The organism is Streptomyces sp. NPDC058257 (assembly GCF_042881845.1).
GTDB lineage: Bacteria > Actinomycetota > Actinomycetes > Streptomycetales > Streptomycetaceae > Streptomyces.
In genome coordinates, this window is sequence record NZ_JBHVXJ010000006.1 from 1 (window position 1) to 19,940 (window position 19,940).

Annotated in this window: 12 protein-coding genes; 6 read left to right on the forward strand and 6 right to left on the reverse strand. The window is 71.0% G+C overall.

Features of this window, described 5'->3' with window-relative positions; genetic code table 11:
* Positions 1-59: 59 nt before the first annotated feature.
* A complete protein-coding gene (locus tag ACFVXC_RS16680) occupies positions 60-1,505 on the reverse strand; it encodes a glyceraldehyde-3-phosphate dehydrogenase (protein WP_389905962.1) in 1,446 nt (481 codons plus the stop codon).
* Positions 1,506-1,907: 402 nt separating this feature from the next.
* Here ACFVXC_RS16680 and ACFVXC_RS16685 point away from each other — a divergent pair, with 402 nt between their 5' ends.
* On the forward strand, positions 1,908-3,272 hold the full coding sequence (locus ACFVXC_RS16685) for an FAD-dependent oxidoreductase (RefSeq protein ID WP_389905963.1): 1,365 nt from the start codon (positions 1,908-1,910) through the stop codon (positions 3,270-3,272).
* A gap of 157 nt (positions 3,273-3,429) precedes the next feature.
* On the opposite strand, the gene ACFVXC_RS16690 is transcribed toward ACFVXC_RS16685, so the two are convergent.
* Positions 3,430-3,897: a DUF1348 family protein gene (locus ACFVXC_RS16690; RefSeq protein ID WP_389905965.1), complete on the reverse strand. Its 468-nt coding sequence runs from the start codon at positions 3,895-3,897 to the stop codon at positions 3,430-3,432.
* 164 nt (positions 3,898-4,061) lie between these two features.
* On the opposite strand from ACFVXC_RS16690, the gene ACFVXC_RS16695 reads away from it, so the two are divergent.
* A complete protein-coding gene (locus tag ACFVXC_RS16695) occupies positions 4,062-4,619 on the forward strand; it encodes a TetR/AcrR family transcriptional regulator (RefSeq protein ID WP_389905966.1) in 558 nt (185 codons plus the stop codon).
* 29 nt (positions 4,620-4,648) lie between these two features.
* Positions 4,649-5,077, forward strand: a complete 429-nt coding sequence (locus ACFVXC_RS16700; RefSeq protein ID WP_389905968.1) for a nitroreductase/quinone reductase family protein — start codon at positions 4,649-4,651, stop codon at positions 5,075-5,077.
* 16 nt (positions 5,078-5,093) lie between these two features.
* Here ACFVXC_RS16700 and ACFVXC_RS16705 read toward each other — a convergent pair whose 3' ends face one another.
* On the reverse strand, positions 5,094-6,473 hold the full coding sequence (locus tag ACFVXC_RS16705; RefSeq protein WP_389905970.1) for an alpha-amylase family protein: 1,380 nt from the start codon (positions 6,471-6,473) through the stop codon (positions 5,094-5,096).
* Between the two features lie 331 nt (positions 6,474-6,804).
* Between ACFVXC_RS16705 and ACFVXC_RS16710 the strand changes: the two genes are divergently transcribed.
* Positions 6,805-7,731, forward strand: coding sequence for a diiron oxygenase (locus tag ACFVXC_RS16710; RefSeq protein WP_389905971.1), 927 nt, complete (start codon positions 6,805-6,807; stop codon positions 7,729-7,731).
* Between the two features lie 33 nt (positions 7,732-7,764).
* Positions 7,765-9,309, forward strand: a complete 1,545-nt coding sequence (locus tag ACFVXC_RS16715) for an FAD-dependent oxidoreductase (RefSeq protein WP_389905973.1) — start codon at positions 7,765-7,767, stop codon at positions 9,307-9,309.
* A gap of 7 nt (positions 9,310-9,316) precedes the next feature.
* On the opposite strand, the gene ACFVXC_RS16720 is transcribed toward ACFVXC_RS16715, so the two are convergent.
* Positions 9,317-9,529: a DUF4287 domain-containing protein gene (locus tag ACFVXC_RS16720; RefSeq protein WP_389905974.1), complete on the reverse strand. Its 213-nt coding sequence runs from the start codon at positions 9,527-9,529 to the stop codon at positions 9,317-9,319.
* 266 nt (positions 9,530-9,795) lie between these two features.
* Between ACFVXC_RS16720 and ACFVXC_RS16725 the strand changes: the two genes are divergently transcribed.
* Positions 9,796-12,858, forward strand: coding sequence for a BTAD domain-containing putative transcriptional regulator (locus ACFVXC_RS16725; RefSeq protein WP_389905975.1), 3,063 nt, complete (start codon positions 9,796-9,798; stop codon positions 12,856-12,858).
* Positions 12,859-12,899: 41 nt separating this feature from the next.
* Here ACFVXC_RS16725 and ACFVXC_RS16730 read toward each other — a convergent pair whose 3' ends face one another.
* Positions 12,900-13,685: a thioesterase II family protein gene (locus tag ACFVXC_RS16730; protein ID WP_389905977.1), complete on the reverse strand. Its 786-nt coding sequence runs from the start codon at positions 13,683-13,685 to the stop codon at positions 12,900-12,902.
* Positions 13,682-19,924, reverse strand: a complete 6,243-nt coding sequence (locus tag ACFVXC_RS16735; RefSeq protein WP_389905978.1) for a type I polyketide synthase — start codon at positions 19,922-19,924, stop codon at positions 13,682-13,684. Before ACFVXC_RS16735 ends, ACFVXC_RS16730 begins: the two co-directional genes overlap by 4 nt.
* Positions 19,925-19,940 lie beyond the last annotated feature (16 nt).

The window sequence follows — 19,940 nt, forward strand, 5'->3', positions numbered from 1 at the left end:
GGGATGCCGATCGGCATCCCACCGCCCCCGCCTCCTTGCCGGGATCAGACGTGCCGGGATCAGACCACCGGCACCGGGTACGTCGGATACTCCACGCCACTGACGTGCTGGACGACGCGGATGACCTGGCACGAGTAGCCGAACTCGTTGTCGTACCAGAGGTAGAGAATCGCGTTGTCGCCGTCGACCTTGGTGGCGCCCGCGTCGACGATCGAGGCGTGGCGCGAACCGATGAAGTCGTTCGAGACCGCGTCGGGCGCGCTGGTGAAGTCGATCTGGCGCTTGAGCGGCGACGTGAGGGACACGTTGCGGAGGTAGTCGAGGACTTCCTCGCGGTTGGTCTCGCGGCCGAGCCGCAGGCTGAGGATCGCGATCGAGACGTCCGGCACCGGGACGCGGATCGAACTGCCGGTGATCGGTGCCTTGAGGTCGGGCAGCGCCTTGGCGACGGCCGATGCGGCGCCGGTCTCGGTGATGACCATGTTCAGCGGGGCCGAGCGGCCGCGACGGTCGGCCTTGTGGAAGTTGTCCAGGAGGTTCTGGTCGTTGGTGAACGAGTGGACGGTCTCCACATGGCCGCGCACCACGCCGTACTCGTCCGCCATCGCCTTGAGCGGCGGGACGATCGCGTTGGTGGTGCAGGAGGCGCAGGACAGGATCTGCTCGTCAGGCTTGATCATGTCGTGGTTGACGCCGTGCACGATGTTCGGGACGTCGCCCTTGCCAGGGGCGGTCAGGACGACCTTGTCGACACCGGGGCGCAGGTGCTTGGAGAGACCCTCGCGGTCGCGCCACTTGCCCGTGTTGTCGATGAGGATCGCGTCCTTGATGCCGTACGCCGTGTAGTCGACCTCGGAGGGGTCGTTGGCGTAGATCACCTTGATCACGTTGCCGTTGGCGATGATCGTGCTGTTTGCCTCGTCGACGGTGATCGTGCCCTGGAACTGGCCGTGGATGGAGTCACGGCGCAGCAGCGAGGCGCGCTTGACGATGTCCTGCTCACCGCCCTGGCGGACGACGACGGCGCGCAGGCGAAGGCCGTTGCCGGAGCCCGCCTTCTCGATGAGCAGGCGGGCGACGAGACGGCCGATGCGGCCGAAGCCGTAGAGAACGACGTCGCGTCCTTCGCGGCACTCGATCTTGTTCTCGCCGGTGGCGCCGGACACGGCCTCGGCAGTGAACTCCGCCACCGACAGACCGCGGTCGTCGGCCTTGTGCGTCGCGGCGAGCATGCCGATGTCGATCTGGGACGGGCCGAGATCGAGCGTGGTGAGGGCCTGCAGGAACGGCAGCGTCTCGGTGACGGAGAGCTCCGCGCCGGCTATCTGCCGGGCGAACCGGTGGGTCTTGAGGAGGCTGACCACCGACTTGTTCACCAAGGAGCGGCTGTGGAGCAGGACGGTGACGTCCCGCTCCCGGTGCAGCTTCCCGATGATGGGGATCATCGACTCCGCGATCTCCTCGCGGTTCTTCCAGTTGGTGAACGAGTCGTCATTGACAGTCACAGGTTTATCTTTCGAGCTAGGCGGCGCTCATATGCTAACCCGGTGCCACTTTGATCTTTCAATCGGCGTCGCCGGGCGCCGTCCGGCCTCGGATCGCAGGGGAACGGCGACGGCGTTGAACGTCGGCGAGGGCTTGGTGGGGCCGGGCGAAATCGACGTCAACTCGGTTGCGAACGCGACGAGTTGGCAACGCGATGGCGCCCGCTCGAGTTCCCTCGCGCCCCGCCCGCATCTCCTCGCGCCGGGAATCGAGGCGACGCCTGACGCGGCTCAAACCCTGCCTACGCGATCCCATAAGTTGGCCTTATGGGGTCATAGGTCCAGCCCGAGTACTAACTTAGGATTGCCTTAGTTTAGGCTTCCCGACGAGCCCCATGTCTTCGCTCGAAGGGAAACCTGATCATGTCTCGCCCTCTGCGGGTAGCTGTTGTCGGAGCCGGTCCGGCCGGCATCTACGCCGCCGACGCGCTGCTGAAATCCGCAGTGGCGGTCGAGCCTGGTGTGTCGATCGACCTCTTCGAGCGGATGCCCGCGCCGTTCGGCCTCATCCGTTACGGCGTCGCCCCCGACCACCCCCGGATCAAGGGCATCGTCACGGCCCTGCACCAGGTCCTCGACAAGCCGCAGATCCGCTTCTTCGGCAACGTCGACTACCCGCGGGACATCGACCTCGACGACCTGCGCAGTTTCTACGACGCGGTGATCTTCTCCACCGGCGCGACGGCCGACCGTGCCCTCGACATCCCCGGCATCGACCTCGACGGCTCGTACGGCGCGGCGGACTTCGTGTCCTGGTACGACGGGCACCCGGACGTGCCGCGCACCTGGCCGCTCGACGCGGAGAAGGTCGCCGTCCTCGGCGTCGGCAACGTGGCGCTCGACGTGGCGCGCATCCTGGCCAAGACGGCGGAAGAGCTCCTGCCGACGGAGATCCCGGCCAACGTCCACGAGGGGCTGGGGGCCAACAAGGCGCTCGAGGTCCACGTCTTCGGGCGCCGCGGCCCCGCGCAGGCCAAGTTCAGCCCGATGGAGCTGCGGGAGCTCGACCACTCCCCGAACATCGAGGTCATCGTCGACCCCGAGGACATCGACTACGACGACGGCTCGATCGCGACCCGGCGCGGCAACAAGCAGGCCGACATGGTCGCCAAGACCCTTGAGAACTGGGCCATCCGCGACGTCGGTGACCGGCAGCACAAGCTGTTCCTGCACTTCTTCGAGTCGCCGACCGAGATCCTGGGCGAGGACGGCCGGGTCGTCGGCCTGCGCACCGAGCGCACCGCCCTCGACGGCACCGGCAACGTGAAGGGCACCGGCGAGTTCAAGGACTGGGACCTCGGAGCCGTCTACCGCGCCGTCGGCTACCTCTCGGACGAGCTGCCCAAGCTCCCCTGGGACGTCGCTTCGGGCACGGTGCCGGACAAGGGCGGCCGGGTCATCGAGGAGACCGGCGAGCACCTGCAGTCGACGTACGTCACCGGCTGGATCCGCCGCGGACCCGTCGGCCTGATCGGGCACACCAAGGGCGACGCCAACGAGACGGTCGCCAGCCTCCTCGACGATCACGCGAACGCTCGTCTGCACACGCCCACCGCCCCCGAGCCGGAGGCCGTGAGCGCTTTCCTAGGCGAGCAGAACGTCCGCTTCACCACGTGGGAGGGCTGGTACCGCCTCGACGCCGCCGAGAAGGCACTCGGCAAGACGGAGGAGCGCGAGCGCGTGAAGATCGTCGAGCGCGAGGACATGCTCAACGCGAGCGGCGCCTGAGCCTGGTCGGCCGACGCCGGTCATCGTGGCCGGCGTCCACTTCCCGACCGCACCCCCCGATTCGCCCGCCACGCTCTTGTGCCGCGACCGGTGGTGGATCCCGAACGATCCCGCGGCCGGGTGATCAGTGAGCAGGAGGGGCCGCTCCCGCGCGCTGTCACAGGCCGAGGTCGCCGAGGCCGGGGTGGTCGTCGGGGCGGCGGCCGAGTGGCCAGTGGTACTTGCGGTCGGACTCCTGGATGGGGAGGTCGTTGACGCAGGCGTGCCGGACGCGCATCAGGCCGTCGTCGTCGAACTCCCAGTTCTCGTTGCCGTACGAGCGGTACCAGTGGCCGGAGTCGTCGTGCCATTCGTAGGCGAAGCGCACCGCGATGCGGTTGCCGTCGTGCGCCCACAGCTCCTTGATGAGGCGGTAGTCGAGCTCGCGGTCCCACTTGCGGGAGAGGAAGGCGACGATGGCGTCGCGTCCTGTCACGAACTCCGCGCGGTTTCGCCAGCGGGAGTCCTTGCTGTAGGCGAGGGCCACCTTCTCGGGATCGCGGCTGTTCCAGCCGTCCTCGGCCAGGCGGACCTTCTCGGCCGCGGTGGCGCGGGTGAAGGGCGGAACGGGGGGCCGTGTGGACATGGCTCTCTCCTGAACGTCGCAGCCGCGAGAACGTGCGTTCTCCGGTAAGGGTGCTCACGATAGGAGAACGCTCATTCTCGTGCAATGGCGCACGCGTGTGCAGCGGCGTAGTAGTGTCGGAGAACGGCCGTTCTCGCCATCTCGTCCCCTCCCCTGGAGCCCGCATGGATCGCGCTGAAGCCGAGGTCAGACTCCTGGACGCCGCCGAGGAGCTCTTCTACGCGCGCGGTATCCAGGCCGTGGGCATGGACCAGGTGCGTGCGGCTTCGGGCGTCTCGCTCAGGCGCCTGTACCAGGTCTACCCATCGAAATCGGACCTTGTCGTCGCCTGGCTCGAGCGCCGCGACCTCCGCTGGCGGACCCGGCTCGCCGAGTACGCGGAGAGCCGGGCGGTTGGGGTGGAGCGTGTCCTAGCCGTCTATGACTGGCTGTACGAGTGGTTCTGCGAGCCGGACTTCCGGGGCTGCGCCTTCATCAACTCGTTCGGCGAACTGGGCGCCGTCGATCCTGCGGTGGCCGACAGCGTCCGGGCGCACAAGAGCGCCTTCCACGACTACATGGCCGGACTTGTGGCCGCCGCGGGTGAATCGGGGCAGACTGTCGGCCCGTTGGTCCTGCTCGCGGAGGGGGCCATGGCCACGGCGGCGATCTCAGGCTCGCCCGAACCGGCTCGCCGAGCCCGTCTGGGTGCCGCCCGGTTGCTGGCCGCGCGGCAACGGTGATCGCCGGTCGCTCGACAGGAGGAAGGCTGATGGCGAAGACGTATCGCATCGGTTTCGGCACGCGCCTGATCAACGGCGTGTTCCGGATGATGACCCGGTTCGGGATCGGCAAGGGCTACCGGTACGTCCTGACCGTACGCGGCAGGAACTCCGGCCGTCTGTTCTCCACCCCGGTCGACGTGATGTCAGCAGGGGGTGAGCGCTGGGTCGTCGGCGCCTATGGGGTGAGCGACTGGGTGCGCAATGCCCGTGCCGCCGGGCAGATCGACCTCAGCAGGGGAGGCGAGTCCCAGACGGTGCGCGTGATCGAGCTCGGCCCGAAGGAGAGTGTCCCCGTCCTTCGCCAGTACTGGCGTGAAGTGCCCGTCACGCGCGCCTACTTCGACGTGACGGGCGACTCGACGGACGAGGAGTTCGCCGCCGAGTCGCCACGTCATCCGGTGTTCCGGCTGGCGTAGGCGGAGCGGGGCAGAGTCAGCCCGCCTGCGCTCCGGTGTGCAGCGCCAGGGCGCTGCGCGCGGGCAGGGTCGTCTCGATCTTCCCGTCGTCGCCGACGGTGACCGTGTTGCCGTCGCAGTCGTCCGGTGATGCCTTGGCGACATTGCAGTACGTACCGCCGGGCAGGGACGTCGTGAATGTCTGGGTCAGCTCGCCGTCGCCGTTGTTGAGGGCGACGAACCCCTTGTCGCCGCGGCCGAAGGCGAGCGCGCTGCCGCCGTTGTCCCACCAGTCGGTCAGCTCGGCGGCGCCCACCTCGTTGCGGAAACCGACCAGACCGGTGACCGCCTGCTCGGTGTGCGTGTTCGTCCAGCCGTCCGCGCCACTCGGCGGACCCGCGTCCTTGTCGGACCACTCGTAGCCGGAGTACACGTTCGGTGAGCCGTAGGGGGACGCCAGCATGAAGACGTTGGCCAGTGTGTAGGCCGCGCCGTCCTTGTAGGTGAGCGTCGAGCCGCCCCGCTCGGTGTCCCAGTTGTCGACGAACGTACGGGCCGAGCCGCTGCTCAGCTTGCCGTCCGCGACCGACTTCAACTGTGCGATGTCGCCGCCCTGGAAGGCGCTCTTGAGGTGCCCGCCGTAGCGGAACTCGTCGACGTCCCCGACGCCGGTGTACTCGTCGGGCTGGACGGCCTCCCCGCCTCCGTGAATGACTTCCGAGACCCAGAATCCGGGGTCGCTCATCTTGCCCTTGACGGCGGCGACGTCATCGGCCGCCATGTGCTTGGCGGCATCGATGCGGAAGCCGTCCACGCCGAGGGAGCGCAGGTCGTCGAGGTAGGCGGCGATGGTGCCGCGCACGGCGTCACTGCCGGTGTCGAGGTCCGCGAGGCCCACCAGTTCGCAGTTCTGGACGTTGTCGCGGTTGGTGTAGTCGTTGATGCTCGTGCGGCAGGTGTGGAAGTCCGCGTCCTGGAAGTAGCCGGGGTAGTCGTACTTGCCGTACTTCGTGCCGCCGGTGCCCGTTCCCGCTCCGGCCGCCATGTGATTGACGACGGCGTCCGCGATGACCTTGACGCCGGCCTGGTGGCAGGCGTCGACCATGCTCTTGAAGGAGGTGCGGTCGCCCAGGCGGCCCGCGATCTTGTAACTGACGGGCTGGTACGAGGTCCACCACTGGTCGCCCTGGATGTGCTCGGAGGCGGGGGAGACCTGGACATAGCCGTAGCCCGCCGGGCCGAGCTGGTCGGTGCAGGCCTTGCCCACATCCGCGAACTGCCGCTCGAACATGGTGGCGGTGACGGTCTTGCCGCCGGGCGGTGTCGCCTGTGACTGCGTGGGCGCGAACGTCGCGAGGCCGGCCGCGGCCAGGACCCCGGCCGTCGTCGCGCCGAGGAGGCGGGAACGGTGCTGCATCGTGCGGCTCCTTCGGGACCGGGCACAGATGTGCCCTGAGAAGGGCAGTTGCTCGTGGGGAGAGGCTGCCGTGGGGGGATTCCGAGTCGGAGCCTGCCGTCCATGCATGTACGCGTCAATACTTTCTGCAAGGCTTTTCAACCAAGCGGCTACGCATGCAAGAACTTGCAGATGAGTGCTCGGATTCAGTTCTTACTCGGGGGTAGGCTCGCCGCTCCCCTTGTTATACGGTCTGTCTAACAAGCGGGCCGCGGCGCGTTATGGGACGGCGCCCCGGTCCGTTGCCTGAGCGAACACGAGAACGTACGCATCAGAGTCAAGGAGCCGCAGCATGGCAAGCAGCACTGTTCGGCCGACATCGCAGGATCACCCCGCGGATCATCCCGAAGAAGACGACGTGGCCCGGCGGTTGCTCGATTCGGCCGCCGAGCTGGCCTACGATCCGGCCACCGAGGTGGACTGGGACACCCCTCTCGACCGGGACTTCCACGGTGCGAGCCCGGAATGGTGCTCCCTGTACGGCACGGCGTACTGGCAGGAGCTCACCGAAGCGCAGCGCAAGGAGCTGACGCGGCAGGAAGCCGCCTCGGTGGCCAGCACGGGCATCTGGTTCGAGATGATCCTCCAGCAAATGGTGCTGCGCGACGTCTACATGAAGAACCCGGCCAGCGACGAAGTGCAGTGGGCGCTCACCGAGATCGCCGAGGAGTGCCGGCACTCGATCATGTTCGCCCGCGGCGCCCAGAAGCTGGGCGCGCCCGCCTACCGGCCCAAGCGGTTCGCGATGGAACTCGGCCGGGCGTTCAAGACGGTGGCCTTCGGAGAGGCGGCGTACGCCGCGATCCTCGTGGCCGAAGAGGTGCTCGACGTCATGCAGCGCGACTGGATGCGCGACGAGCGCGTCGTGCCGTTCGTCCGCACGATCAACAACATCCATGTCGTCGAGGAATCGCGGCACATGAAGTTCGCCCGCGACCAGACGACCAAGCGCCTCTTGGGGGCGGGCCCGCTGCGCCGCCAGATCAACGCCTTCGTCGTCGCCATCGCCTCGTACTACATCGTCACCAGCATGGTGAACCCCAAGGTGTACGCGAACGCCGGGCTCGACGAGAAGCGCGCCCTCGCCGAGGCGAAGGGCAACGAGCACCACAAGTCCATGATGCGTTCCAGCTGTTCGGGCCTCATGGAGTTCCTGGCCTCCTCCCGCCTGCTCACCAAGCCGGCCCTGGCCTTCTACAAGCGCGCCAACCTCATCTGAGCCGTTCCGAGCCGAGCGAGTCGAGCCGACGACATGACCTCCTACGCCATCACCCAGACCTGCTGCAACGACGCCACGTGCGTCGCCGTGTGCCCGGTCAACTGCATCCACCCGACGCCGCAGGAACGGGCGTTCGGCAGCACCGAGATGCTGCACATCGACCCGAAGACCTGCATAGGCTGCGGCGCCTGCGCCGACGCCTGCCCGGTCGAGGCGATCTTCCCGGTGGACAGCCTGCCCGTCGCGCAGCGGGAGTACGCGACGATCAACGCGGCGTACTTCGCGGACCGGGAGCCCGAACCGGCCCCGCAGGGACCGAACTTCCACGCCTGGGACGAGCCGACCTTCCCGCGCGTCCTGCCCTCGGACTTCGCGCCGCTGAAGGTCGCCGTCGTCGGCACGGGCCCCGCCGGGATGTACGCGGTCCAGGACCTGCTCCTGCACACCAGCGCCGAAGTGACACTGATCGACCGGCTGCCGGTGACCGGCGGACTCGTACGCTTCGGTGTGGCACCGGACCATCCCGCCACCCGGAAGGTCGGCGACACCTTCACGCGGTTCCACACGCATCCGAGGGTGCGGATGCACCTCGGGCTCGATGTGGGCGCCGACGTCACCGCGCAGGAACTTGCCGCACACCATGACGCGGTCATCTACGCCGTGGGCGCGTCGGCCGACCGCCCGCTGGCCGTCCCGGGCGAGGAACTGCCCGGCAACATCTCCGCGCGGGCCTTCGTCGCCTGGTACAACGGCCACCCGGACGCGGCGCCGGGTGCGATCGACCTCTCCTCCGAGCGCGTGGTCGTCGTCGGCAACGGCAACGTCGCCCTGGACGTCGCCCGGATCCTGCTCGCCGACCCGGACAGCCTCGCCCGCACCGACATCGCCGACCACGCGCTGACGGCGCTGCGGTCCCGCAAGGTGCGCGAAGTGGTCCTGCTCGGACGGCGGGGTCCCCAGGACGCCGCGTACACCAGGTCCGAACTGCTCGCCCTCAAGCACGTTCCGGGCCTGGACCTGGTCGTCGACGACCACGACCCGCGGACCGGCCCGGCCATCGACGAGCCCGGTCCGGATTCCGACCCGAAGGGCAAGGCGGCCCTCCTGCGAGGCGTCACGCGCGCCCGTGTCGACTGGGCGGAGGCACCGGCTCCGGGCCGTCGCATCGTGCTCCGATTCCACTCCGCTCCGGTGGAGATGCTCGGCGAGGAGGCTGTCCGGGGCGTGCGCGTCATGGAGGCGTCGGGCGAGCGGACGATACGGACGGGCATGGTGCTGCGCGCCATCGGCTACCGCGGAGTGCCGGTCGCGGGGCTCCCCTTCGACGAGGCCACCGGCACCGTTCCGCACGAGGGCGGCAGGGTGACCGGACAGCCGGGGGCCTACGTCGTGGGCTGGATCAAGCGAGGGCCGAGCGGCGGCATCGGCGCCAACCGCACCTGCGCCGCCGAGACGGTCACCACGCTCCTCGCCGACGCGGTCGCGGGCACCCTGCCCGCGCCGCACCGTGCGCCGAAGGCCTTCCACCGGCTCGTCCGGCGCCGCAACCGCACGGGGAGCGCCGCGGCGGTCAGTTAGCGGTGGCTCACGTGGCGCGAGTTTCGGCCAGGGTGTGCGCGACCAGAGCGTTGGCGTGTCCGTGCCCCAGGCCGTGCTCGGTCTTGAGCCAGTCGACGAGCTCCATGTGCTTGGTCAGCGGCGAGGAACGGATGAGGTCCTTCCACTCCGGGACCGGGCGCCCGTACTTCTTCTCGATCGAAGGGAAGTAGCTGGCAGGGCCCTTGGTGGCTTGGGTCATGGTGACGCCGTCCCGTCTCGTGGAGTGCTGTTGGCAGTAGGACGGGTGGGGCCCGGCCAAGCCATCGGGCGGCCGGAGTGTCCTGGGTCACACAGTCCTGGCCGGAGCGTCGGCGGCCGCGACTGAGACCGCTCGGGGCCCGGACGGTGGATGGCCTGATTCCCGTGGTGTGCCCGTGAGTTGACACTGGGCAGACGTAGTATGACCAGCCGTTCGGGGGGTCGGGGCGGTGAGGGCTGCGCGGGGCAAGACCCATGGAGACGGGCGTGAACACGGACACCGACTACCGTTTGCTGGGCCCGGTCGAAGTGTGGCGCGCGGGCCGTCGGCTCGCGCTCGGCGGTCCCAAGCCCCGGGCGCTGCTCGCGGCGCTCCTCCTGGAGCCGGGGCGTGTGGTGTCCGTCGACGCGCTGATCGACGCCATCTGGGGCGAACGGCCGCCGGACACGGCACGTTCACTGATCCAGTCGTACGTCTCCGCGCTGCGCCGCGCGCTGCCCGCCGATGCCATCGAGACCCGGCCGCCGGGCTATCTGGTCCACACGGACGCCACCCTCGTCGACCGCGCCGAGTTCGACCGCCTCGCCGCCCAGGGCAGACAGGCGGCGGCCGCCGGCGATCACCCCGTGGCCGCACGCCTGTTGGGAGATGCCCTCGCCCTGTGGCGCGGACCCGCGCTCGGCGGGATCGGTGAAACGCTGCGGGCCATGGCCGACCAGTTGGACGAGGCGCGGCAAGCGGCCCTGGAGGAGCGGATCGCCGCGGAGCTGACACAGACGGGCCGCGAGCGAGAACTGGTCGCCGAACTCACCGCGTTGGTCGCCACGCATCCCACCCGGGAACGCCTGCGCGGCCAGCTGATGCTCACTCTCTACCGGCTGGGACGCCAGGCGGACGCGCTCGCGGTGTACGCGGAAGGCCGTGACGTACTCGCCGATGAGCTCGGCATCGACCCCGGGCCCGACCTCAGACGGATGCACGAGGCGATCCTCAGGGCGGACGAAGCGCTGCTGCCCACCGCGGGGGAGAGCCCCGCCCCTGTCGCCTCCAAAGATGCCTTCGCCGTCCCGGTGGCGGCCCTGCTGCCGCCCAGCATCGGCGACTTCACCGGCCGTGAAGCCCAGCTCGCCGCCGTACGGGCCGCGCTGTCGGGACCCCGCGATGCCATGCCGGTCGTCGTCCTTTCCGGGCCCGGAGGCGTCGGTAAGTCCACCCTGGGCGTCCGGGTGGCTCACCAGGTCGCCGAGGAGTACCCGGACGGGCAGCTGTACGCCGAGCTGCGGGGCGCCACCGCCCCCGTGGCGCCCGGTGAAGTCCTCGGGCGCCTGCTCTACGCCCTGGGAGCCGTTCCGCCCGACGGTGACGCCGAGCGGCGCGACCTTTTCCGCAGTCTGGTCGCGGGGCGGCACATCCTGCTCGTGCTCGACGACGCGGGCAGCGAGTCCCAGGTGCGCCCGCTGCTTCCGGGGAGTGCCACCTGCGGCGTACTCATCACCGGGCGGGCGCGCCTCGGTGCCCTGCCCTGCACACACCGCGCCGATCTCGACGTGCTCGACACGGAGCCGGGCGCCGAGCTCCTCGGGCGCGTAGCGGGGGAGCGGCGCGTCAGGGAGGAGCCGGACGCCGCCCGGCGCATCGTCGAGCTGTGCGGCGGTCTCCCGCTCGCCATCCGGATCGCCGGCGCCCGCCTCGCCACCCGCCGGCACTGGACGGCCCGCATGCTCGCGGACCGGCTCGCCGACGAACACCACCGACTGGACGAACTCGCCGTGGGAGACCTGGAGGTGCGGGCAGGACTCGGCATGAGCTACCGGTCCCTCGACGCCCCCGCCCGCACCGCCCTGCGCCGCCTGGGTCTGCTCGCCGCGCCCGATGTGGCAGCGTGGGTGGTGACCGCGCTGCTCGACGTGCCCGAGTCCGAGGCGGACCGCGTCGTGGAACAGCTCATCGACGCCCAGCTCCTGCACTGCACGGGCGTCGACCGCGCGGGGCAGCCCCGCTACCGGCCCCACGACCTGGTACGGGTGTACGCCGCCGAACGCGCCGACGCGGAGGACCCGCCCGCCGAACGGGCAGCCGCCGTCGGCCGCGCCCTGGGCGCCTGGCTCTGGCTGACCGGCCGCGCCGCGTCCGCGACGCCGTCCGGCGCCGTCGAACTGCACCGCGGGCTCCTGGACTCCAGCGGCTCGGGCGGACCCGAAGCGATCGCGCTGCGGCGCCTGGTCAGGCCCGTCGGTCCTGAGGCCACCCAGCGGGCCCTCGCCGACCCGGCCGCCTGGTTCGAGGCCGAAGCCGACGCGATCGCCGCCGCCGTCGAACGCGCGGCATCCCTCGACCTGCACACCCTCTCCTGCGAGGCGGCGGCAGCCCTGTGCTCCTCCGCCTACACCGTCGGCAACCGCTTCGAGGCCTGGTGGCGTACCCACGACGCGGCCCTGGCGGCTGCCCGCCGCGCCGAGGACAGGGCGGGGGAGGCCCTGCTGCTCATCGGGCTTGGCCAACTGCGCTACGAACAGGACCGGTTCACCGACTCGCAGCGCTACTTCACACGGGCGGCCGAACTCTGTGCCGAACTCGGCGACGTACGCGGCCGGGCCGCCGCCTTCGCCGGGCTCGGCAGCGCCCGGCGGGAAGCGGGGCGGCTGCGCGACGCGCAGGAGACGCTCGTCCGCGCCGTCGAAGGCTTCCGTGAACTGGGCGACGACCCGGGCGTCGGCCTCTCCTGCCGGTACGCCGGATCCGTCCAGCTCGAACTCGGCGACTTCGAGGCCTCGCGCGCCTTCCTCGACGAATCGCTGCGGGCCTACCGCCGACTCGGCAGCCGCCGCGGCGAGTCCCTCACACTGCGCTCGATCGGCCTGGTGCACCGCGCGCTCGGGGAGTACGAGGCGGCGGAGGAGTTCTCCGGTCGAGCGGTGGACATCCTGAGCACCCTGGGGGACCCGCTCATGCTCGCCTACGCGATGCAGGCCCGCGCCAAGTCCCGTATCAGACTGGGTCGTTCGGCCGAGGCGGCGATCGAGATCCGCAGCGTCCTGGACGTCTGCCGCGGCCAGCGCGACCGCTTCGGCGAGGCACTTGGCCTGCGCACCCTCGGAGAGTGCGAGCTCGCCGCGGGCCGCCTGGACACCGCCGAGCAGTACCTGACCACGGCCGCCGCCCTCTGGAACGACCTGGAGCTCCCCCTGCCCCGGGCCCGCACCCTGCGCGATCTCGCCACGGCGCGGGAGGCCGCCGGGGACCGGGCGGGGGCAGGCGCGCTGCGCGCCGAGGCACGGGAGGTCTTCACGGCGTACGAGGCGCGCGAACGGAACGAGCCGGGGCTCTGAGCGCCCTCGGCCGCCGGCGGACGTGAACGCACGGACGAGCCCTACGACATGGTCCGCACGGTCCGCGACGAGGAGGTGCGTTCCAGGTCGTCGCGCAGGTCGCCGACGAGGTCGTCGACAACGGCGGGGAGCCGTTCGCTGATGTAGAAGTGATCGCCGTCGTAGCGGTGCGCGGTGCAGGTGGCCGCTGTCCAGTTCCGCCACCCTCGCATTTCCTCGGGCGGGGCGATGAGGTCGGCCGTGGCGGCGAAGGCGGAGACCGGCTGGGCCAGTTCCGCGGGCCGACGTCGGCCGAGTCCTTGGTAGAGCCGGGCGTCGGCGCGGATGAGGCGGGTGAAGGCCGCCATGGCCTCCTGGTCGTGGTCGAGTTCCCCGGGAATGGCTCCGGCGCCGAGTCGGCGGTACGCCTCGTCGGGGTCGGCGAGCAGGGCGGGGAGCGTGTCCTGCCAGTAGGCGTGGTCGGGCGCGGGGACGGCGGAGACTCCGAGTCGGCGGGGTGGCCGACCCGCCCTGGCGAGGGCCCGGGCGACCTCGAAGGCGTAGACGCCGCCGCTGGAATGGCCGAGGAAGGCGGTCGGCCGGTCGTCACGGGTGGCGGCGAGTTCGCGGGCCGTCAACCTGGTGAGCCGGATGAGGTCGCTGACGGGCCGCTCGTGCGTATGAGAGCCGCGGCCCGGGGGCTGAACCACCCAGACGTCCGCCGTGGGCCGGTCCTGGGCGGCGAGCGCACGGGCGTAGAAGCTCGCCTGACCGCCCGCGTGCGGGAAGACGACCACGCGGAACGGCGCCTGCGGGGCGGGTGCGATGTTCACCAGCCAGTCGGTCATCGGGCGTGATCCTTGGGCAGTGCGGCCAGCAGCCGGTTCGACAGGTCGGCGATGCCCCGGCTCGAGATGATCTCCAGCACCGGGAGGTGGACGTTCAACGCCTGGTGGAGCCGGACCGACAACTCCGTTGCCAGCAGGGAGTCGATGCCGAGCCGGTCGAGGGGGATGCCGGGGTCGAGCCGGTCAAGTGGAGTCTTCGTGATGGTGGTGATCATCGATGTGATGGTCCCGGTGGCGAGCGTATGTGCCTGCTCGGGGGTGGCCGCGGCGATCTTCTGCGCCAGGGGCGCGTCTTGGGCCGGGCCGGGCTCCGCGCCGGGCTGCGCGAATCGGGCGGACGCGCAGCCGGGGAACATCGCAGCCAAGCGGGCCCAGTCCGCGCGGGCGATGACGAGGTGCGCGGTGTCATGGCCGACGGACAAGGCGTGGCCGAGGGCGTGCAACGCCTCCCGAGGGGTGATCGGTTCGAGTCCGAGCCCGGTCAGGGGCTCGGTGAGGCCGTCGCGGGCGACGACGCCGACGTCGGCGACGGGCCCCCAGCCGACGGCAAGTGCGGGCAGCCCGAGGCGCCGTCGGCGGGCGGCCACCGCTTCGAGGCAGAGGTTGGCGGCACCGTAGGCGCTCTGGAGCCGGTTGCCGATCAGCGCGGCGATGGACGAGTAGAGGACGAAGTGGTCGAGGTCCAGGTGCCGGGTGAGACGGTCGAGCAGCGCCGCGCCCTGGACCTTGGGAGCGAGCACGGCGGCGAACCGTTCAGGGGTGAGGTCCCTCAACGGCGCGTCGTCGTAATGTGCGGCGCAGTGGAAGACGCCCTTGAGCCCGTGGGGCGCCTGCGAAGCGCGATGTACTGCGGCTGCCGTCGCGGCCGCGTCCGTGGCATCCGCGGCCAGGACCGTGGTGTCGGCGGGCAGCGGGTCCTTGGCGGTTCCGGTGCGGCCGGTGACCACGATGTGCCCCGCTCCCAGTTCGTGGAGCCAGCGCGCGGTCGCGGCTCCGAACCCGGCGCTGCCGCCGGTGACGAGATAACCGCCCTCGGGGTCGAAGCCCGGCTCGGCCGGGGTGGGCCGAGGTATCGCCGTGAGCTCGACGACGAGTTTGCCGGTGTGGGCGGACCGCTTCAGGAGGGTGAACGCGGCTTCCAGCTCGCCAGGCGGGAACACCCGGTGGGGGAGGGGAGGGAGGGAACCGTCGGCTGCGAGCGCGGCGACCCGCGCGAGCACATCCCGGGCCGTGTCGGGGCGACGTTCGATGAGCTGGGCGAGGTCGACGGAGAAGTACGACAGGGTGTTCAGGAAAGGGCCCAGCCGCAAGTGCCTGTCCGCGTACAGATCCCGCTTGCCCAGTTCGACGAACCTACCGTCAGGGGCCAGGAGTTCCAGGGCGGTGGCGGCTGCCTCACCGGTGAGCGAGTTGAGGACCACGTCCACACCGCGGCCACCGGTGACATCCCGGACCTGGTCGGCGAAGGCTGCCGAACGGGAGTCGAAGGCGTGCCACGCGCCGAGGGACCGTACAAGATCCCGCTTCTTCTCGGTTCCGGCGAGGGCGATCACCCGGGCCCCGGCGCGCCGGGCCAGAGCCATGGCGGCCTGTCCGACGCCACCGGCCGCGGCGGGGAGCAGCAGCGTCTCTCCCGGGGCCAGCCCTGCCAGCACGTCGAGACCGTAGTGCGCGGTGGCGTACGCCAGAGGCAGGGCGGCCGCCTCCGTGAACGTCATGCCATCAGGGATCGAGACCGTGGCCGCTGCCTGTGCCACCGTGTGCGTGGCCATCGAGCCCGGTGCGATGGCCATCACCCGCACACCGGGGGCGAACTCCCGCACCCCGGCGCCGACGGCGGTGACGACACCGGCACACTCCTGGCCGAACAGCGGCGCGCCGTCCGTGTCTCCGCCACGCCGGTCGAGCTGGCCGTGCTCCGCACGCATCAGGCCGGTGGCGAGCATGACGTCCTTGTAGTTCAGACCGGCTGCCCGTACGTCGATGAGTACCTGACCCGGGCCGGGCACGGGCCGTGCGATCCGCTCCCAGGCCAGTGTGGGCGTCATGGCGGTCTCGGCCACTCGCAGGACCGTCGCCTGCTCGGCCGCGCGGGGGTGGGGGATAGGCCTGCTCCGCGGGGCCGGTGCCGGTACAGCGGTGAGCCTTGCCACGGTGACCTGCCCGTTCGCCACCAGGAACTCGTCCTCTCCGCCGGGCGGTGCGGTGAGCAGTCGGACGAGGACGTCAGCGGTCTCCGGGCCGTCCGTGGCCGCGATCCGGCGTACGGTGTGCGGTTCCTCGTTGGCCACGGTCCGTGCGGTACCCCAGGCCGCCGCGCCGACGGTGGGGCCGGTGGTGATCAGCCAGATGTCGAGAGTGCGCCCCCGCACCGAGAGCACCAGGTCGCGGACGAGCTGTCCGGCCCGGGTCGCCTCGTCGAGCGGCGCGCCCGCCGGGTCGTCGCCCAGGACGAGGGCCACGGCCGTGGCGTCGGGGTCCGTGAGATGCCAGCCCGCTCGTGCGGGAACGGGCGGCCCGGCGTGCAGCGCGTCGGCGATCGGGTCGGCCAGCACGGCGCCCGCGGTGTCGGCGGCGACGGCCCAGCGCCGGTCGGCCGGCACCGGAGCCGCGGTGAGCGGCTGCTCCGAGATCCGCCAGAGTCCGGTCCGGGGCCGCGGGGTCCCCTCGATGAGCTGAACCCGCAGGCCGTCCATCGTGCAGAAGATCTCTCCGTCGGGCGAGGCCAGGGTGACGTCCCACACCGCCTCCCGCCGTCCTGCCGAGCGGGTGCGCACATGGATCACGCCGGTGTTCGGCGGCGGCGCCCATACGGTGACCGCGCCGAATCTGACCGGCACGAACAGCATGTCGCCACTACGGACCCGCGCGAGCAAGGGGGAGCCCGCGTGCACCATCGCATCGAGCAGTGCGGGATGCCCCACGTATCCGCAGGACCTGCGGCCGGCCTCGGCCGCCACCGCCGCGGGCAGCTCGTAGCGGCCGAGCAGTTCGCCGCCGTGCAGCCGCGCCGCGGTCAGCGACCGGAAGGCCGGTCCGTAGTCGGTGCCGGCCCGGGTGGTCATCGCGTAGAACTGAGCCCCGGTCAGCTCCTCGCCGGGCGCGAGCCGCGCTGAGATCTCCGGAAGATCCAGCGGCTGAGGGCGGTCACCCGACAGGGCGCGGACCCTCGCCCGGGCATGTTCTTGCCACGGCCTGCGCTCCGCGGCCCGCGCCTCATCGGTCCGTGGCCGGGAGGAGATCGTGACCAGGCCGTCCCGTAACTCCGTGACCAGAGCGGTCAGCCTCTCTTCCGTCGCGTCGAAGGTGAGCGCCGCGGTGACGGCCATCCCGTCGACTCGCAGGGGGCCGTCCTGCCCTGTCCTGGCCAGGGCGGCCAGCGCGAGTTCCAGATAGGCCGCACCTGGCATCGTCACCGCGCCGCCGACCCGGTGATCGAGGAGCCACGGCACCCGCGCGGGTTCCACCACCCCGGACCACTGGGGCGCGGGCCCCGGGATCCGCTCGCCGAGGAGCGGGTGGCAGAGCACGCCGTCGCCCGGCCCCCGGCTCCACCACGAAGGCTCCCCGGTCCAGTGCCGCTCCCGCTGCCAGGGATACGCCGGCAGGTCGACGATCTGCCCGGGTACGGGGAACCAGGAGTCCGCCACCGGCCCCCCGCCCGCGATGACAGCCGCGGCCACCCCGTCGAGGTCCGCGTCTCTCCCACGGGCGAGTGTGGCCAGCGGCGCTACGCCGGAGGTCTTTTGGAGGTAACCCTTGAGGACGGGGTGCGGCCCGATCTCCACCAGGATCCCGGCACCCGCCTCGCACATCGACTCGACAGCAGGAGCGAACAGGACGGGGTGACGAATGTTCCGCCACCAATACCCGGCGTCCATCGGGACGTCGAGCCGGTCGCCGGTCACGGTGGACCAGAACGGGATCCCGCTCTCACGGTCCTCGATCTTGGCGAGACCGATCATGATCTCGTCCTGTACGGAGTCCATCGCCGCGCTGTGGAAGGCGTAGTCGAGCGGCAGGGAGCGGAAGAACACCTCCTCGGCGGTCAGCTTCTCGCCGATCCGCAGCAGGGCCTCGGTGTCCCCCGCGAACGTGACGTCGGTGCCGGAGTTCACCCCGGCCAGCTCCACCCTCCCGTCGGTCTCGGCGAGCAGGCGACGCGCGGTGCTCTCGTCCACCGCGGCGGCGGCCATCGCACCGGCACCCGCGGTCCGCCCCTGCGCCGCGCTGCGGACCGCCACGACCCGGCAGGCCGTTTCGAGATCGAGCCTTCCGGCGACACACGCGGCCGCGATCTCCCCGACACTGTGCCCCACGACCATGCCGGGCCGGATCCCGCGCGCGGCCAGCGCGGCGCAGATCCCCAACTGGACGGCGAACAGCAGCGGCTGCGCCACCTCGGTACGGGCCAGGTCGTACTCCCCGGAGGCCAGCGCACCGGATACCTCCCAGCCCAGCGCCGGCGACAGCGCCCGGCACACCTCGCGTACCTTCGCCGCGAAGGCGTCGTCACCGCCGGGTCCCATCAGCTCGCGGGCCATGCCCTGCCACTGCGAACCGTTGCCGGAGAACACGAAGGCGACGTCAGTACCGGGCGTGGGGACACGACCGGCCGCCGCCCCCGGAGCCGCGTCCCCCGAGGCGATCCGGTAGAGCTTGTCCGCAGCTTCGTCGGCGCTGCGCGCCACCACCGCACAGCCATGCTCGTGGCGCCTGCGCCGCACCGAGGAGTAGGCCACGTCGTGGAAGCCGTGAGGGGCGCCGTGGCCGTCCTCCGACAGCAGCCGATCGGCCATGGCCCAGCACGCCTCGGCCAGCGCTTCCGGCGTTCGGCCGGACACCAGGACGACCTGCTTCCTACCCTCCTGGGGCACCGGACCCTGCCGGGACCGTGCCTGACCCCACTGCCCGTCGAGCCGCCGGGCCAGGACCACGTGCGCGTTCGCTCCGCCGATCCCGAAGGAGTTGACCCCCGCCGCGAGGAGCGGACTGTCGTGCTCGATCGGTGTGGTGGTGTCCACCGGGGAGAGGCCGAGGCCGTCGAAGTCGATTGCCGGATTGAGCGGCCGGGTGTGCAGCGACGGTGGAATCCGCCGTTCCTGGAGCACGAGCAGCGCCTTGAGCAGGCCTGCCATGCCCGAGGCGCACTCCAGATGGCCCACGTTGGTCTTCACCGACCCGATCGGCAGCTTGCGGCCCTCCCGGCGGCGGGTCCCGAGAGCCTCTCCGATCGCCCGGCACTCGACCGGGTCCCCGACCGGTGTGCCGGTGCCGTGGCACTCCAGGTAGACCAGCTCGTCGGGGCCGATACCGGCGGAGGCATAGACCCGTTGCAGCAGTTCGCGCTGGGCGGTGACGGACGGCTGGGTGAGTCCGCCGGGCGAGGACCTGCCGTCGGTGTTGACCCCCGACCCGGCGATCACCGCGAGCACCCGGTCGCCGTCGGCCAGCGCGTCGCCAAGCCGTTTGAGCAGGATCACCCCGCCGCCCTCGGCCCGCACGAATCCGTCCGCCCGATCGGAGAATGCCCGGCACCGGCCAGTCGGGGACAGCAGACCGGCCTTGGAGAACCCCAGGTAGTCGGCCGGATTCAGCAGCATCCCCACGCCTGCCGCCAACGCGATCGGCACCTCGCCACGAGAGATCGCGCCGGCCGCTTCGTGCACCGCGACCAGGGAGGAGGAGCAGGCGGTGTCGATCGCCTGCGAGGGGCCGCGCCAGTCAAGGAGGAAGGAGATCCTGTTCGCCGTGTGCGCGCTGATGGTTCCCAGCATCGAGTGCGCGTCCACGGCTTCGGGGCGTGCCGACAGCAACTCCCAGTAGCCGCGCGTCGACACCCCGGCGTATACGGCGCCGGCGGCACCGGCCAGCTGCGTCGGGTCGACAGCGGCATGGTCGAACGCCTCCACCGTCAGCTCCAGGAGCAGCCGCTGTTGCGGGTCCAACTGAGCTGCCTCGCGTGGCGAGATGCCGAAGAACGCGGCGTCGAAACCGCCGATGTCGTCCAGGAACCCGCCGGCCGCCGTATAACTCAGTCCGGGCCGGGACGGGTCGGTGCCTGCCCACAGTGCCGGGTCGAACCTGTCCCCGGGCACCCCGGTGACCAGGTCACGGCCCGCGAACAGCGCCTCGGACAGCGCCGCCGGGCTGTCGGTTCCCCCGGGCAGGCGGCACGCGACACCGATGATCGCGGCGGACTCGGGTCCGTACTCGCTCTGCAACCGGACACCGGACAAGGGAGATCACCGCCGA

Bases quoted from the DNA above. Each gene is read 5' to 3' on its own strand.
- ACFVXC_RS16730 (WP_389905977.1), bottom strand. From the start codon at position 13,685: ATGACCGACTGGCTGGTGAACATCGCACCCGCCCCGCAGGCGCCGTTC.
- ACFVXC_RS16690 (WP_389905965.1), bottom strand. From the start codon at position 3,897: ATGTCCACACGGCCCCCCGTTCCGCCCTTCACCCGCGCCACCGCGGCC.
- ACFVXC_RS16705 (WP_389905970.1), bottom strand. From the start codon at position 6,473: ATGCAGCACCGTTCCCGCCTCCTCGGCGCGACGACGGCCGGGGTCCTG.
- ACFVXC_RS16685 (WP_389905963.1), top strand. From the start codon at position 1,908: ATGTCTCGCCCTCTGCGGGTAGCTGTTGTCGGAGCCGGTCCGGCCGGC.
- ACFVXC_RS16700 (WP_389905968.1), top strand. From the start codon at position 4,649: ATGGCGAAGACGTATCGCATCGGTTTCGGCACGCGCCTGATCAACGGC.
- ACFVXC_RS16720 (WP_389905974.1), bottom strand. From the start codon at position 9,529: ATGACCCAAGCCACCAAGGGCCCTGCCAGCTACTTCCCTTCGATCGAG.
- ACFVXC_RS16715 (WP_389905973.1), top strand. From the start codon at position 7,765: ATGACCTCCTACGCCATCACCCAGACCTGCTGCAACGACGCCACGTGC.
- ACFVXC_RS16710 (WP_389905971.1), top strand. From the start codon at position 6,805: ATGGCAAGCAGCACTGTTCGGCCGACATCGCAGGATCACCCCGCGGAT.
- ACFVXC_RS16695 (WP_389905966.1), top strand. From the start codon at position 4,062: ATGGATCGCGCTGAAGCCGAGGTCAGACTCCTGGACGCCGCCGAGGAG.